The following is a 17,008-nucleotide window of genomic DNA, read 5'->3' on the forward strand; positions in this document are numbered from 1 at the left end:
CGCGTTTTTCGTCGTGTCGGGAGGCGATACTCGCCGCCTCAGAGCCAGCTACTGAGACAGGACCATGCAGATGCCGTCGGTAATGCGATCACAGAATCAGTCCAAGACGCGCATCGCGTGGATAGACCAGGCCGGTCCTGCCGTGCCCTGCAGCGCCCTGACCAGACGGGCCCGTTGGCCCTATCGCGTTGCTCTCTTGGTTGGCGTCAGCGCGGCGGCGTTGCTAACCGCGGGCGCCGAGGCGAGACCCCTCGGGTCGGGCGGCGCCTCGCCGGTGGCGAACGCGACGGCGGCCGGCGCGGCGGCGATGCAACAGGCGCAAGCTGCCGCGCAGCAGGCGAGAAATTCGCTGAAGCAGGCAACGCAGGCGATGCAGGCCATGCAGGCCGCGCAGAATGCCGCGCGCAATCTTGCGCTTCAGGCGCCGAGCTCGATTCCGAACGGGCTCACGGCCGGCGGCCTGGTGGTGGCGCCAGGCGCGGGAACGATGCCTGGAGTGTGGACAGGTGCTCGGCTGCCGACACAGATGCAGGCCAATGGCCGCACCCAGGTCGATGTCAAGCAGACTGACCCGAAGGCCATTCTGAACTGGCAGGAATTCAACGTTGGTCGCGAGACCACGGTTCACTTCGACCAGACGGCGGGCAACACCGCCGCCGATCCGGCTGGGGCGAAGGCGTGGATCGCGCTCAATCGGGTCACCGACCCAAGCGGCAGGCCGTCGCAGATCCTCGGCCAGATCCAGGCCGAAGGGCAGGTCTATGTCATCAACCGCAACGGCATCGTGTTCGGCGGTACCAGTCAAGTGAATGTCGGCACGCTCGTCGCGTCGACGCTATCGCTGTCGAATGAGCAGTTCATGGCGGGGATCAACAATCCCCTGAAAATCGCGGACCAAGCGGCCAACGATTGGGCGATTCCCCAATTTGGCGAGCATGCCACGAACGTCTCTGGGCAAGGGGCGGCGTTCATACCGCACTATGTACCGGGCAAGGTCGAGGTCCGGGCCGGTGCGGAGTTAAGTACGGCCGAAGGCGGCAAGCTCATGCTGTTTGGCTCGCAAGTGAAGAATGAGGGCCGGCTCAATGCCACCGACGGTCAGGTGATCCTGGCTGCTGGCGAACAGGTCTGGCTGGCGACCGACATGAATGGTGTGCGCGGTCTTGATGTCGCCGTGTCGGGTCCGATGCCGTATCTTGTGGCCTACAGCGAACTGGTGACGGCCGTTGGATACAGCCAATGGACAACTCCGTTCACTGACAATCTTCGCGATGTGATTCTCCCCGCCATGGAAGCCCGTGCGGCGGCCGTTGGCTACGATGTCACCAATGCCGGGTCGATTCATGTCGATCGTGGCAACATCACGCTGCAGTCGCGTGAGGTGTTCCAGAATGGTGTGCTGACGGCGACCTCGGCTTTGAATAATCGCGAGGGCTCGATCCGCTTGCGGGCCTGGGGCCAGGGCATGAGGGCCTTTAGCTCCTCGCTCGATGCTTCCCAGTTGGTGCATTGGTCGGCGGGCACGCTGACGCTCGGGTCTGACAGCGTCACGGCCATCCTGCCGGATCTCACCGATACAAGCGAGATAGAGCAAGCGGCATTGGCGACCCGCTACAAGCCAGGCAATGTTCAACTGCGCGGCAACCTGATCGATGTGCAGAGCTTCGCCAGCGTGATAGCGCCATCCGGCACGATCAGCGCGGTCGCCAGTGCGGTTCCCATCGGGAGTGTTGGCGCTCCTTCCCAAGGTCCCAGCGAAACGCCCATCGACGGCGATCCGACGGAGAAGGACGGCAGCCGCATCTATATCGACAGCGATGCCTATATGACCGTTGCCGGTGTGCAGGACGTGCTCATACCCATGGCACGCAACTTTATTGAAGCGCAGCTCTACATCAACGAGTTGCGGGATTCGCCTCTCTATCGCGACTCGTGGCTGCGTGGCCTCAAGGTGATTGTCGACCGGCGAGTGAGCGGTACGTTCGAGGACGGACCGATGTCGGGCGTCACATGGATTGAGGGTAAGCCCGGTCAATGGGTCGGCTCGCCACTGGGCGATCTTTCAGGCTGGATTGGTGTCGGCAAGACCGATCTCGCCGAGTTGTCGACCAAGGCCGGATCGATCGTTCTGAAGTCCGGCGGCTCGGTGATTACACGGGCAGAGTCGATGCTCGACGTATCCGGCGGATCGGTGCGCTACACCGACGGCTGGAACAATACGACCAAACTGCTGGGCGCAGATGGACGTGTTTACGATATCGGCAGTGCAACGCCCGACATGATCTATGTCGGGTTGGCCGGAGGCTACAGGCGCGACCATGCACGCTGGGGCGTCACCGAGATATGGACCAGTCCGCTCAGCGGAGCGAGGGCTCGCTTTGAAAAAGGTTACACCGAAGGTCGCGATGCCGGATCAATCCAGATCTATGGCGGCGAGGCGCTGATCCTCGACGGCAGCTATTGGGGCGGTGTGATCGTCGGCGAGCGGCAGGCTGCGAGCGGCCAGATCGCCAAGGCCGGCACGCTCAAGATCGGCAGCAGCAGCGATCCGGATCGCCCCTGGACGCCGTCCGACCTCATCATCACCGGCGCTGCAACGATGTTGCCGGCAGACTTCACAGCCACCACGCCCGTCAGCACCGACTATTATCGTCCCGGCGTGTGGCCGTTGCCGGAAAAGACCACTTGGCTCAACGCAGACATCTTGAGTCAATCGGGGTTGGGCAAGCTCGATCTGTTTGTCACCAATGCCTTCACGCTGGAGAGCGGCACCCGGCTTGAGCTGGATCCGGGCGCATCGTTGTCGGTCACGTCCAACGGATCGGTGTCGAGCAGCATCGCGTTCAACATCGACGGTACCATCCACATTGCCGGGGGCACAGTCTCGCTGGGAACGGCTGGCGCCGGCCTGCGTACGATCACTCTTGGCGCGAATGCCAACATCGATGTCAGCGGCCAGTGGGTGAACGAGCTGACCGGCGTCGTCTCAGGCATCGCACCGATGGTGCATGGTGGGACGATCAATCTGTCGGCCATGACGACCAATGTTGCGCAGGGCGCGGTTCTGGACGTGTCCGGTGGCGGATGGGTGAGCCGGCAGAATGGCAAGGTCAAGTTCAAGGTTGGCGATGCCGGAAAGGTCACACTGCCGACCATCTCCGGCGAACAGATGGCCAAGCTCGAATTGCGCGCCTTTGCAGCCGGTTCCGGCGGCAGCCTGGCTTTTGAGACGAGATCCTCGGTCCAACTCGGCGGCAGTGCTCCCGCGGACGCATCCGTGTTGTATGTGCCAGGCTCGCTCTATGCCGAACGCGGCTTCCGTTCGGTCACGATCCTGTCATACGGCGACATCACTGTGCCGGATGGGAGTGAAATCTCGCAGCTTCCTGTCTCCGTTGATCTGTCCGGCGCGGACTACACGAGTGTCGCATCCGGCACGAAAATCACGGATATCGGCACACTCGGCGTACTGCGTCTTGAGGAGCGTGCGGCGCGCAAGCCAGCCGAGCTCATCCTTACCGCCTCCGGCGGCAACATCACGGTGGGCGCGGGCGCCCATATCCGCACCGATCTCGGCGGGCACATCGCCTTTGATGCCGGGGGGCAGACAGGGAGCGGCAACGCAACGATACACGGAACCGTCGAAGCACCAGCCGGCAGCATCGCGATCACAGCAGCAGAAAAGCTGCTTTTGAGCAATGGCGCGAGTCTCCTCGCTCGCGGCGCGCCGGTGATCTATTCCGGTCCGCGCGGATATCGCATCGGCGAGGTGAGGGCGGGCGGATCCGTCAGCGTTGAAGCCATGGCACTGCTCACTCTCGAGGCCGGTTCGCTCATCGATGTGTCCGGTGCAAGCGGTGAAATCGATGTACCGAGCGGAGGCCTTGGCGGGCGCAGGGTCACGACGATCCGCCTCGCCAGCAACGGCGGCTCGATTTCCATCAGCGGATTCGGAACGGTGGCGGGGACGCTGTCGGCTCATGCGGGAGGCGAGGGCGCAGCCGGAGGATCGGTGAGATTCGAGGTGCCGGGAAGCCCAGGCGGTCTCTCGCCGCGTGAGACGTTCGTGCAGATGTTTGGATGGCTTGATCCTGATTGCCTCGGATTGAGTGGCAACGGCGTCTGCGACAATAACCTGCAGGATATCGTCGGCTTCGATTATGGCCCAGTGATCGGGCTTTCCGAACCGGTGATCTTCACACAAGAGATGATCGATGCGCTTCCCACGTCGACGGCCGGAAGTCTCATCTTGTCCGAAACAGCCGCTGGACCGAATGGCGGCATTGATCTCGGACAACTCGGCCTGACGCCGCAGTTCTTCGGCATCTGGCGCGATATGGTTGGTGCGGACGTCGAGCCTGTTTGGCAGGCCGCTGGCCTGATCATGCCCCTCGTCGTGCGGCCGTCTTCCATCAGCTCGGGCGGTTTCGCCGATCTTGTGCTGCAGTCTGGCGATCAAATTCAGCTACAAGGGGCCAACCTTGCGCTCTCCCGGTCGATTTCGATCAACGGCACGCTGGCCAATGTCGGGGGGCTCAACTCGCTGTTGCAGGCTCCCCATATCAACCTGAACAGCTTTGCTGGTGGTGCTGCAGCGGATGGCTCGTCTTTGGCGGGTCGTCTGACGCTTAGTGGCTCCCTTATAGAAATTTCGCAGACAGCGAACATCCGCGGCTTTGCCCAGACCGTGTTCGAGGCGACGGACCTTCGCCTGTCGGCTCCGTTGCAACAAACGGGACAAGCACCGACGGCTCTGCTCGATGTCGAGGGCGCTCTGGTTCTGAAGGCCGGACAGATTTATCCGTCGACGGGTGTACAGGCGACCATCAAGGCCACCGGCACGATTACGGTCGCGCGCAATGGCGAAGTGGCGCCGCCGCTGTCGGCGGGCGGCAGTCTGACGCTGGAGGCGCCGGTGATCGAGCAGAATGGCGTGCTGCGCGCGCCGTTCGGACAGATCATCTTGAAGGCGAGCGAGCGCCTGACGCTCGGCTCGGGCAGCATCACCTCGGTGTCCGGCAACGGACTGATTGTGCCCTATGGCGTGCTCAGCAACGGCGAGCACTGGATCGATCCCACCAAAGCGGTGGATCCCCAGGATCCGGCGGCCAACTACCTTGCGATGCCGCCGGAGAAACGAGTGGTGTTCGATGCGCCGACGGTGAATGTCGGTGCCGGATCGACGATCGATATCCGCGGCGGTGGCGATCTCTATGCCCGCGAATTCGTGCCGGGTCCGGGCGGCTCGCATGATATCGTGGCCATGCCAAACACCTACGCGGTGCTGCCGGGCTTTGCAGGATTTGCGCCGTCCGGCAGCGAGATCGGCAGCGGTGATCGCGTGTGGCTGGCCGGCGGCAATGGACTTGCGGCTGGCTGGTACACATTGTTGCCCGCAAGCTACGCGGCGCTTCCGGGTGCATATCTTGTTTCGTTGTCCGCCGGCGCGCAGGCCACGCCGATGGCTCGTGCCGTGACGCTCAACGACGGTTCGGTGTTGATGAATGGCCGGCGCAGCAACGAACTTACTGGCACGCAGGATCAACTGTCGTCGTCCTGGCGGGTGATGTCGGGCGCGCAGTTGCGGCAGTACAGCGAGTACAATGAGGCCTACGCCGACAGCTATTTCGCGTCCGATGCCTTCAAGCTCACCCGCTACCGTCTGACCGGACAGGAGATCGTGACGCCGCGCCTGCCGATGGATGGCGGCGCCGTCGTGTTCAAGGCCACGCAAGAGCTGATTCTCGATGGCCGATTGCAGTCGCAGGCGGCAGCGGGCGGGCGCGGTGGTCTCGTCGACATTGCCGGCACCAGGATCGCGATCGTTGGCGCCGGGCAGGACACCTCAACCCTGCGGGCGGATGGCTATCTTGTCGTTGACGCCAATCAATTGACGAACTTCGGTGCCGGCAGCCTTCTCATCGGCGGTACGCGCACAGGCGATCCTCGTGGCTTGCGGCTCGACGTGACGGCGAACGACATCATCGTGCGCAATGACGATGGTTCGATCCTTGCGGGGCCTGAAATCATCCTTGCAGCAAGTAGTCTGATTGACATCCATGCAGGGAGCGTCATTTCGGCCAGCGGTGAGGCAAGCGGTGGCGGTGGCGACCTCGTGATCACACCGCAGGTCAAGGCGGTCTATGTCGACCCCAACGGTTCGGATGATGGCGACCCGAAGGACGACGTGCTCGTGACGCCGTCCAGGGATTTCGGTGCGCTGATACGGCTTTCGAATGGCGATCCCGTCAAGGTGATCCGCGAGAATGTCGATACGAGCACGGGCGGTATCGTGAAGGTCGGCACCAACGTGCAGCTTGCAGGTGGCAACGCGTTGCTGATCGATGCGACGAGGAACACCGAGCTTGCGGCTAGCGCTCGACTCTCCGGTTCGGCGTTGTCGGTTGCGTCAGGCCGGATCGGCCTCGGCGGCGGCAGTGAAGGCCTCATCCTCTCATCGCAGAGCCTCGCACAACTCGCCAATACGCAGCATTTGACGCTGCGCAGCTACACAACCGTCGATTTCTACAGCTCGGTTGAATTCGGCGGCGCCGGTCTTGCGACGGTGACGTTGGATGCCGGCGGTCTCGTCGGGTATGGCGCAAACCACGTCGCTGTGACCGGCAAGGCGATCACCTTGCAAAATAGCGGGGAGACGTTTGCAGGCGCTGTTGGCGCGGGTTCGGGTTCGCTGACGCTAACGGCCGATGAACTCGTGCTGGGAGCCGGCAGCAAAGTGATCGGCGGTTTCGGCAGCGTGGTGTTGGCCGGTCTCGACCGTGTCGTCGGCGAAGGTCGTGGAAGCATCGATGCGGGAAGTTCGGCGCTGACGGTGTCGACGCCTGTGCTGACCGGACGGAGCGGTGCAAACCAATCGCTTGTGACGACGGGGGCTCTGACGATCGGTGGCGACACGTCCAAACCGCTGGCTGGCTCGGAAAGCAGCCTCGGCACTCGCCTTGCTCTGAGCGGAGGCCGCGTCCGTCTGGACGGACGAATCGTTGCATTGGGCGGTGCGGTCGACCTGACGGCGACGGCCGGAAACCTTGTGCTGGCGGACGGCTCTCTCATCGATGTCGGTGGGTTTGCCAAACAGTTCTTCGATGTCACTGAATATGCCGACGCGGGGCGGATCGGACTGACGGCGATCGGTGGCGATGTGAGGATGAGTTCAAACGCGGCATTGAATCTCTCGGCTCACGCCGGGGGCGGCAATGCGGGCAACCTGTCGGTGACCGCCTCGGGCGGCGGCACCGTGGTGCTCGATGGCCGGCTTGCCGCCAAGGCAGGCGTTGGCGGCAAGGGCGGTTCGTTCGCGCTGGACATTGCGGCTTTGCCGGATTTCGCGGGCCTCAGTCAGCGCCTCAACGAGGCCGGCTTCTTCGCGTCACGCCAGTTCCGCATCCGCAATGGCGATGTCACCGTCAGCGGCACCACGACGGTCGCAGACTTCTCGCTCGGCGCCGACCGCGGCGTGGTGACGATCGCCGGGGTGATAGATGCACGCGCTCAATATGGCGGACGCATTGTCATCAGCGGCGGCAACGGCCTTGTCATGGAGAGCTCCGCCGCATTGCTCGCCGGTGCAACCGATGCCGAACTCGGCTCCGGCCGGGTGACGCTGGAAGCCAGCGCAGGCGAACTCGACCTGCGCGGCGGGACGATCGATGTCTCAGGCGGCGAGGATGGACGGGTTCGCTTGCGCGCCTTGCAGACGGCGGCGCATGACGAGGTCGCGGTCACCCGCCTCGACACCCGCATTCTCGGTGCGCGCTCGGCTGTGCTGGAAGGGGTCAGCGTCTATGACGCCGGCGACACAGTGCACGCCAGTGCCTTCGACGGCGTCACGATCGACTCCGTGATGGCCGATGCCAAAACCCATGCCGGGGTGTTCATGGATCGCGCCGATGCTGTTGCCGCCCGGCTCGGGCTGGACCCGAACGTGGTAGCAGTCGCGGCCGGAATCGAGATCCGGGCTGCGGGCGACCTCGCGCTGAACAGCGACTGGAATCTGTTCACGGACTTCGCCGCTCGGAATGGAGGCTCGCCGACCTTCGCCGCTCCGCGCGAGGGCACGCTGACGCTGCGCGCCGCCGGCAATCTCACCATCAAGGGCAATCTGAGCGACGGCTTCGACACAGCAGACCGCAGCGGGCAATTGCAGGGGGCGGCCACTTGGAAGGATGCGGCGTCCTGGAATCTGCGTCTCGTAGCGGGCGCAGACCTCACCTCGGCCGGCGCTTTGGCGGTGACGCCGCTGGCAAGCCTCGCGGCCAATAGCGGCTACCTCATTGTCGGCGATGCTTCCGCCGGCAAACTGATCCGCACAGGCACCGGCGACATCGATGTGCGGGTCGCCCGCAATGTCGATCTCGCGAACAACAAATCCGTCATCTATACAGCCGGCCGCAAGGACATGACGACCTGGCCGGATTTCACAAGCACGCCGACCAATGCGTCGTTCGGCATCCACGGCGGTCATGTTTCCATTGCTGCACAAGGCAGCATCACGTCTGCCTTGCCAACCGACAATCTCGACTATCAGTTGTTCACGGAGTGGCTGTGGCGGCAGGGAGGTGCCACCAGCGATCTGGTGTTCGCTCCTGGGCAGCAAAGCGCCTGGTGGGTGAATTACGGCACCTTCCAACAAGGCGTCGGCGCCCTCGGTGGCGGCAATGTGTCAGTCGACGTCGGCGGCGATCTGGTCAACCTGCTGGTGGCACAACCAACCAATGCCCGTGTGCGCGGCGGTCGCACGTTCGGAGAAGCCAAGATCCTCGAGATGCGCAACGGCGGCGCGATGACCGTCAACGCGGGCGGCGTCATCCGCGGCGGTCAATATTATATCGGCCGCGGCGCAGGATCCATCACAGCCGGCGAACTGGCGATCGGTCGCACCGTATCAATCATACGTTCAGGTATGACGCACATTACAAGCCATACGGTCGCGCCGGTGCTGGCCTTGGGCGATGCTACGCTGGACGTCCGCACGATGAGCGACATGCGGGTCCAGACGGTGCTCGATCCGCTGCTGCTGGACCAATGGCGCGTGTATGATCAAACACGTGTCGGCGCCTTTATGAGCGGCTATACGGCGCGCACGGCGCTCAATTTGACCTCGGTCGGCGGCGACATGACGCTCGTCAATGACGGGCAGGCGCTGTTCGGTGATATGAGCTTTCATTCTCCGGATGGCGGAACCCCGCCCGACGCTCTCCTGAGCGACACCACGATTCCGGCAAAGAATCGTTATCCGGCGATCACGCACATTACCGCGCTTAACGGCTCGCTCGAGATCGGCGGCCCGCTCTACACCATGGCCGGCGCCAACGCCGAGCTGCGAATCCTGGTCGAGAACGATGTCCGGCTGACGAACAGTAATCCGCTGAACTACAGCTTCTACCCGAACGGCCAAATCTTCCTGTCACGAGCGGTGCCGGACATGATGCCTTCGCCGTTCTTGCCTTATCGCAACGCGAACTTCGATATACTGATCGCGAACGACAGGGGACCTATTGCACCCGAGGCTTGGTATGGCAGCGATTTTGATGGATATCTCTACACGATCAATAATCCTGACCGGCTCCCGATGGCCGACGACTACGAGCCAAGCCGCATTTACGCTTTGAGCGGTTCAATCGTTGGCGAGCGGCAGTCGTCGATCACGACCAATGAGCAGACCTGGTTCCGTACTGGCAAGGATATCCGCGGCATCAACTATTCGCTTCGCAATATTCGCCCGACGGACGTTTCGCTTCTGGAAGCCGGCAACGACATCATCGCCGCAGTCGGCACCTATGCCGGCTCGATCAGGATCGAGGGACCCGGCGCGCTCCTGGTGACGGCCAACCACGATGTTTATGGTGGTGCGGTCCGCGACGGTTATGGCGGCATCGCCAGTCTTTCCATTGTGAGCACCGGCAACCGGCGGTGGGACGCCTACAACCGGCCCATGCTCAACACCGACATCCATGGCCTGCCGGAGGAGAGCGCAGCGATCACGCTGTTGGCGGGCCTCAACGGCAAGCAGCCATCCTATGCAGCTTTCATGACGGCCTATCTCGATCCGGCCAACGTGGCGGCGATGCCGGACTATCTGAAGACGACGCTGCCGGACGGCACCGTCGTGCCGCTTTATCTCGTCGATCTCACCACAACCGGCAAGAACGGCCAGGCCAAGATCGCGCGCCGCGGCCTCGTCTCCTTCGTTGAGGAGATGACTGGCGAGCGCCTGTCGCCGCTGGCGGCCTGGAACCGCTTCCGCGCTTTGCCGCAACTTGCTCAGGAAGCTTTCCTGCGCCGCATCTACATGCAGGAATTGCGCGATGCTGGCCGCGATTACAACACGCCCGGCCCGAACGGATCGCCTCTGAACGGCGGCTACGATCGCGGTTATGCGGCGATCGCCACGCTGTTCCCCGGTGACGACTGGAATGGCGATGTGGTGGCGAGCAGCCTGATGCTGCGCGGGATGGCCGGTGGCGACATCGAAGTTCTGACGCCAGGCGGCGGGCTGCAGGTCGCTGCCCTCGGTGCCGCCGTGCCGCCGGAACACGGCATCATCACGCTCGGCTCGGGGCACATCAACATCTTCGCCAAGGACGATGTGACGGTGAATCGTTCGCGGATTCTGACCTTCGTGCCGGAGGCCACCGCGAAAGGCAGCGATATGATCATTTGGTCGACGCTGGGCGATATCGATGCGGGCCGTGGCGCCAAGACGCTGCGAGTGCCGACGGCGCCCGACATCGTCACCGATCCGGATGGCAACACGGAGATCCTCGAACGCCAGGATATGAGCGGCAGCGGCATCGGCACGGTCGGTGACGGTGACGTTGACCTGGTTGCACCCAAAGGCACGGTCAATGCAGGTGATGCCGGCATCCGGGTCGCCGGCAACCTCAACCTGGCCGCCCTTTACGTGCTCAATGTCGGCAATATCCAGGTCGGAGGTGAGTCCAAGGGCGTGCCCAAACCGCAGGCGCCATCTAACCTGGCAGCGCCGGTGGGAGAGCGAAACGAGGCTGGCAAGGCGGCAGCCGATGCCAGCAAAGCAGGGACGGACACCGATCGGCCCTCGATCATCATCGTCGAGCTGCTCGGTTTTGGCGGATCCGAGGGCGGAGAGGAAGAGGAGAGGCAACGTAATGAACGCCAAAAGCGAAGCGAAAACGCGGCGCCTCCCTATAACCCGCGAGGGCCGGTTCGCATCCTCGGCGTTGGCCGATTGACCGAAGAGGAACGGCAATCGCTGAGTGAGGATGAAAGGCAGAAATTGTAGTCCAAGGTGTGGACTCATTGGAGCGCGATCGCCCTCGGGACGGCAATCGCGCTCATCCATCGCATTGGGCATGATTCCTGACATCCGCGGAGCTCTGGACCGCCTGAAGATTTGGATCGCGAGGGCAGGGTAGTCGCGTACGATCCACGAGCTGATGCTGTCGAACCGGCCGCGCGGCTGGTGTGAGGAAACCGAACGATCTGTTTTAGGCAGCCTCGCGATTACATTGGGTCAATCCCGATCTTGCTGATGATTGTCGCCCACTTCGCGCTCTCCGATGCCATGAAATCTCTCAGACCTTCCGGGTTGAGCATGAACGGCTCGGCTCCCTGCTCGACGAAGAGGGCGCGCACCTTCGGATCGTTCACTGCATCCACCATCGCCGCATAGAGCTTGTCGATCACGGCCTTGCTGGTGTTGGCGGGGGCGAGAAGCGCAAGCCAGGCGGCGCTCTCATAGCCCTTAAGGCCGGCCTCGGCGGCCGTCGGGACGTCGGGCAGCGCAGTCATGCGCTTGTCGCTGGCGACCGCGAGCGCCCGCGCATCGCCGTTCTTGATCAACCCGATGACGTTCGGCAGCAACTGGAATCCGAGCGGGACTTGTCCGGCGATGAAGTCCGGCGTGTAGTTCGAAATATTACGGTAGGGTACGTGGGTGAGCTCCGTGCGCGTGAGCTGTTCGAAATAGGCGCCGGCCAGATGTTGTGACGAGCCGACGCCGACCGTGCCGTAGTTCAGCTCCTTGGGGTGTGCCTTGGCGTAGTCGATCAACTCGCGAAGGGATTTCGGCGGAAGCTTCGAATTAATGACGACGACATTTGGCAGGATAGCGAACAGGCCGATCGGCGCAAGGTCCTGCAGCGGATCATAGCCGAGCTCTTTGAACAGCGACTTGTTTGCGGCCAGCGGTCCGGAGGTGCTCATCAGCAGCGTATAGCCGTCCGGCGCGGCATGCGCGGCTGCTGCGGTGCCGATATTGCCGCCGGCGCCGGGGCGGTTGTCGACGACGAAAGTCTGCTTCAGCGACGTGGCCATCCGGTTGAGCAGGATGCGCGTGATCACGTCGCTGGCGCTGCCCCCCGCAAAGGGCACGAGCACCTGGATCGGCCGACTGGGATAGTCGGGACCCTGCGCGCCGGTGGGGCGCAGTCCGGCGGCGGCCAAGATCGCGCCCGCGCTCAGCGACAGGAGCGATCTGCGGCCGGGACGAAATCCGTCTCCTTGTGGCTGTGCGCCTTGCGTGATCCCGCTGTGACGGACCCCTGCCATCTCGGACTGAATCCTCCGGTTGCTTCTCGCCTTGGCGGCTTTGGCAGGAAGGTAGTTGGTCGGCGAACGGCACCGTATGCCGGTCGGTCTCAAGACTTACCAGCCCGTCTCATTTTGAGCTGGGGGGGGGCCGCATCTTGTCCACGTGATGACCAGGCGAGCCAGGTTCAGGAGGTTGTTTTTCTCCGAGGAGGCCGGCGCCGCCTGCGAGAGGATGAGGTCGCGCCACGAGAAGCGGGCTCCACGAACTCTCTTGCCGCCTTCGCGGCCTGCGCAAGATCGTGGCTGATGACGTCGAGCACGGCCTTCGCTGCCACGGACACGGTGCGTCGCGGATGATGAACCCAGGCGATCGAGCGAACGATCTTCTGTTCGTTGAAACGATGGGCCCTGATGGCCCCGCTCGCGAGCGATTGCCGGAGTGCAATGGTGGGCAAGACGGTCGCGAAATCGGTGGTCGCGATCACGTCGCACAGGGCCGGCAGGGTGTCGAGCTCGAGCCGCGGCCTCAAGTCGATGCCGAGCGCGGCGGCGTGCTCGTCCAGGATCAGCCGTAGGCCGTGCCGCTTCGAGGGCAGCACCAGGTCGAAATCGACGATGTGGTCGAAGCGCAGCTTTGCCGGCGGCTTGATCGGACTCTCTTTCCTGCAGGCAAAGATCATTTCCTCGTCCATGACGTGATGCGCGGCATGCGGAGTTCGTCGGCGCGGCACGTTGATCAGCGCGAAATCGAGCTGGCCGGTGTTGACCCAGTCGACCAGTGTCTCGGTGTACCCTTCGCAGGCGGACAGAGTGATCTCGGGATAGCGGTTGGCGACGGTCGCCGACGAGCTTGCCATGGTGCTCTGCGCGACCGAGGTGATGAGGCCGACCGAGACTCGGCCGGAAATGCGCCCGCCAAGCTGCTCCATCTCCTGCCGCGCATATTCGACGTCGCGTATGATAGGGGCCGTCAGCCGCAGCAGTGTTTCGCCGGCATTGGTCAGCGTCATTCCTTGAGCGCTGCGATCGAACAGCTTCTGACCCAGCTCTGCCTCGAGCTTTGCGATCTGCATGCTCAGCGCCGGCTGCACGATGTTGAGCTGTCGTGCAGCACGGGTGACGTTCTTCTCCTCGGCCAGGCACAGGAAATATCGCATCTGCCTGATTTCCACAGATCATCCTCCCGGCTTGGCTCGTGCGGCCTACGGTCATCATTTTCAGTGATCGACTTCATAATCAACCATTATTTGTGTTGATTGAAGGCCTTGCCTAGTCTTGTTCAAAAGTTGCTCGGTTCGCCTCATGGCGCTCGTCGGGCGAGATATTGCCGGTGTGGCCAGATGGTCGGCCAAGAACCATGGGGAGCGGAACGAAAACATGCGGGACGCGGCGCCCAAGCGGCTGATCATCGGCATTTCCGGTGCCTCCGGCGTCATCTACGGCGTACGCCTGCTGCAGGTGTTGCGGAATGCGGGAGTCCAGACGCATCTGGTGATGTCGAGGACCGCCGAGCAGACGGTCGCCTATGAGACGGATCTGAAGATCGCCGAGGTGAAGGAACTCGCTGCTGTCAGCCATGCGATTGACGACATGGCCGCCCCGATTTCGAGTGGGTCGTTTCGTACCGCCGGCATGATCGTCGCACCGTGCTCGATGCGGTCAATGTCCGAGATCGCGTCGGGCGCGACCACGACGCTTTTGAGCCGAGCCGCGGACGTCGTTCTCAAGGAACGTCGACGGCTGGTGCTCATGGTACGAGAAACCCCGCTGCATACCGGCCATTTGCGGACGATGACGGCATTGTCCGAAATGGGCGCGATCATCGCGCCACCGGTGCCCGCCTTTTATGCCAAGCCCGAAAATTTGGAGGATATGATCGAGCACGCGGTCGGCCGCGTGCTCGATCTGTTCGACGTCGATGTCAGTATTGTGCGCCGCTGGGGCGAGGATGATGCGTTGAAACGTCGCTCGCCATCGGTGCGCAAGATCGTTCCCTGAACGCATCGTCAAGATCAAGGACAAGTCACATGCGAGCAGAAGATCTGGCAAGAAGAGGGACCAACGCGCCATCCGATCTGCGCGCCTGGCTGGCCCATTTGGCCGAACGCGGTCGGCTTGCCATTGCGAGGGACGGCATCGGCCTTACCGATGAACTGGCTGCGATAGCCAAGCGGCTGGAGCGCGACCGTGCCGTGCTGTTTCTGCATCCTGACGGGCACGCGATTCCCGTCGTCGCCAATCTGTTTGCCGGTCGCGACTGGGTCGCGGACGCCATCGGGGTCAGCGAGGATCAATTGCTGTCGCGATTTCTCGCGGCTGCGCGTGAGCCGCTGCCGACCCACGAAGTGGCAAGCGGGCCGGTGCAGGAGGTCGTCCACAAGGACGTCGACCTGCTTTGCCAGCTTCCGATTCCGAAGCACAACGAGCACGACAGCGGTCCTTACATCACGGCGGGACTGCTGATTGCCCGCAATCCGAAAACCGGCGTTCAGAACGTCTCCATCCATCGCTGTCAGATCAGTGGTCCGAACCGCATCGGCGTCCTGCTGCTTCCGCGACACACGTTCTCCTACTACCACCTCGCGGAGCAGATGGGGCAGGCGCTGGAGATCGCGATCGTCATCGGCGTTCATCCGGCGCTGCTGCTCGCGTCGCAGGCAATAGCCGCATTGGACGAAGACGAGATGGCGATTGCGGGTGCGCTGCTGGGCCGCCCGGTCGATGTCGTCAAATGCCGGACCAATGCAGTCCGCATCCCGGCTCACGCGGAGATCGTGATCGAAGGACGAATCCTGCCTGGCGTTCGCGAGCCGGAGGGGCCATTCGGCGAATTCCCGCAATATTACGGCCCGCGTGCCAATCGCGAGGTGATCGAGGTGGATGCGGTCACGCATCGCGCGCGGCCAATCTTCCACACCATTGTCGGCGGTGGCTATGAGCACCTTATCCTCGGCGGAGTTCCGCGCGAGGCGACGCTGCTGCAGCATCTGCGGCGCAGCTTTCCCAACGTGCTCGATGTCCGCCTCACGCGAGGCGGCACGTGCCGCTATCATCTCGCGATCAAGATGGACAAGATCAACGATGGAGAGCCGAAGAACGTCATGATGTCCGCTTTCGGCGCCCATTACGACATCAAGCAGGTGGTCGTGGTGGATAAGGACGTCGACATCAGCTCTTCCGAGGAGATCGAATGGGCGGTGGCTACGCGCTTCCGGGCCGACCGGGATCTCATGGTCGTGTCGGGCGCGCTCGGCTCGAAGCTCGATCCGACGTCCAATAACGGGATCAGCAGCAAGATGGGCCTTGACGCGACCGCTCCCGCCGATGCGCCTGAACTCGCGTTCAAGCGCATTCGCGTGAAGGGCGAGGAGCAGGTCGATCTGGACGCGGTCTTGCTTGCCGACCCAGGGGCCGCCATCGCGCGGATCTTTGCGGAGGCCGGGTCGTGAGTCGGTTCCCGCTTGCGGGCATCTCGAGTTTGTTCGCGCCGGTAGCATCACCGGCGGATCGCGGCTATATTGGCGCTCCAGCAATAAAATCAATTCGCGTCGCAACGCGTGAGGGGAGGTACTGATGTCCACGGCCCTGCGCATCGCTCATGGTGCTTTCGGCCGGGTTGCTCTGCTCGACATGGATCGTTCGCTGGTGCGTCACGCCCATCACCACTGCCATGTCCTGCTCAAGGTCGAGGGCGGCGACACGCAGTTCCTGGTTGGGGACCGGGTCTACCCGCTCACGGATACGGCGGCGGTGCTCGTCGATGGGTGGAAGCCTCACGCTTATGTGCATGACGTGAACCGGCCGCGGACCCTCATCCTGGCGCTCTATATCGAGCCCGAATGGCTGAAGGAGTTCCGGCGGGGATGGGCCGCAAGCGGCGCGCCCGGCTTCTTCGAGCAGCCGTCGGGCGAGGTTTCTCCGCGCATCCGTGAGCTCACGTTGCGGCTCGCGGCCGACATGATGGCGCATCCGGACGCCGTGCGGACCCACGAGCAGACGCTGTCGGATCTCATGATTGCGGTGATCGAGCGGTTCACACCCTGGCGCAGCTTTCCAAGCTCGATCCGCGGCATGAGTGTGGTGAGCTGCGACTGGAGGATCCGGCGTGCGATGGATGCCGTACGGGTTCGCGATTCCTGCGTCAGCGTCGATCAATTCGTGAGAGGCGCCGGCCTCTCGCGCGCGCAATTCTTCCGCCTGTTCGAGGCTTCGCTGGGCGTCTCGCCCAAGCTCTACCTCAACGTCGTGCGGATGGAACGGGCGCTGGACGCGGTAATGCGTGAGGACACACCGCTGGGGGAACTCAGCGAACGCTTCGGCTTTCCGGAGCCCGCGCATTTCACGCGCTTCTTCCGTGACCATGCCGGCGTCGGCCCGCGCGAATTCCGCAACGTCTCGCGTCTTGCCGGCTGATATTGCGGCGCACGCGCCTTCAAATGAGACGATTTGGTAAGTCGTGAGAGCGGGCGGTATGGCC

At 63.1% G+C, this 17,008-nt stretch carries 6 protein-coding genes; 4 read left to right on the plus strand and 2 right to left on the minus strand.

Annotated elements, in window-relative coordinates:
- The first annotated feature begins 274 nt into the window (after nt 1–274).
- Nucleotides 275–11,281, plus strand: a complete 11,007-nt coding sequence (locus tag ACVJGD_RS03480) for a filamentous haemagglutinin family protein (RefSeq protein WP_456633047.1) — start codon at nt 275–277, stop codon at nt 11,279–11,281.
- Nucleotides 11,282–11,502: 221 nt separating this feature from the next.
- On the opposite strand, the gene ACVJGD_RS03485 is transcribed toward ACVJGD_RS03480, so the two are convergent.
- Nucleotides 11,503–12,549, minus strand: coding sequence for a Bug family tripartite tricarboxylate transporter substrate binding protein (locus ACVJGD_RS03485; protein ID WP_456633048.1), 1,047 nt, complete (start codon nt 12,547–12,549; stop codon nt 11,503–11,505).
- A gap of 167 nt (nt 12,550–12,716) precedes the next feature.
- The gene (locus tag ACVJGD_RS03490; RefSeq protein ID WP_456633049.1) at nt 12,717–13,688 is read right to left on the minus strand and encodes a LysR family transcriptional regulator; all 972 of its coding nucleotides are present in this window, start codon (nt 13,686–13,688) and stop codon (nt 12,717–12,719) included.
- A gap of 220 nt (nt 13,689–13,908) precedes the next feature.
- Here ACVJGD_RS03490 and ACVJGD_RS03495 point away from each other — a divergent pair, with 220 nt between their 5' ends.
- The 3 genes from ACVJGD_RS03495 to ACVJGD_RS03505 all read left to right on the plus strand — a co-directional run bounded on the left by ACVJGD_RS03495 (nt 13,909) and on the right by ACVJGD_RS03505 (nt 16,944).
- On the plus strand, nt 13,909–14,529 hold the full coding sequence (locus ACVJGD_RS03495) for a UbiX family flavin prenyltransferase (RefSeq protein ID WP_456633050.1): 621 nt from the start codon (nt 13,909–13,911) through the stop codon (nt 14,527–14,529).
- Between the two features lie 29 nt (nt 14,530–14,558).
- Complete coding sequence (locus ACVJGD_RS03500) at nt 14,559–15,980, plus strand: UbiD family decarboxylase (protein WP_456633051.1); 1,422 nt, start codon at nt 14,559–14,561, stop codon at nt 15,978–15,980.
- Between the two features lie 124 nt (nt 15,981–16,104).
- Nucleotides 16,105–16,944, plus strand: coding sequence for an AraC family transcriptional regulator (locus ACVJGD_RS03505; RefSeq protein WP_456633052.1), 840 nt, complete (start codon nt 16,105–16,107; stop codon nt 16,942–16,944).
- Nucleotides 16,945–17,008: the final 64 nt, after the last annotated feature.

Source organism: Bradyrhizobium sp. USDA 10063 (genome assembly GCF_054063735.1).

What these genes read in the sequence shown, in the direction of transcription:
- ACVJGD_RS03495 (WP_456633050.1), top strand. Translation starts at nt 13,909, where the DNA reads ATGCGGGACGCGGCGCCCAAGCGGCTGATCATCGGCATTTCCGGTGCC.
- ACVJGD_RS03485 (WP_456633048.1), bottom strand. Translation starts at nt 12,549, where the DNA reads ATGGCAGGGGTCCGTCACAGCGGGATCACGCAAGGCGCACAGCCACAA.
- ACVJGD_RS03505 (WP_456633052.1), top strand. Translation starts at nt 16,105, where the DNA reads ATGTCCACGGCCCTGCGCATCGCTCATGGTGCTTTCGGCCGGGTTGCT.
- ACVJGD_RS03500 (WP_456633051.1), top strand. Translation starts at nt 14,559, where the DNA reads ATGCGAGCAGAAGATCTGGCAAGAAGAGGGACCAACGCGCCATCCGAT.
- ACVJGD_RS03490 (WP_456633049.1), bottom strand. Translation starts at nt 13,688, where the DNA reads ATGCGATATTTCCTGTGCCTGGCCGAGGAGAAGAACGTCACCCGTGCT.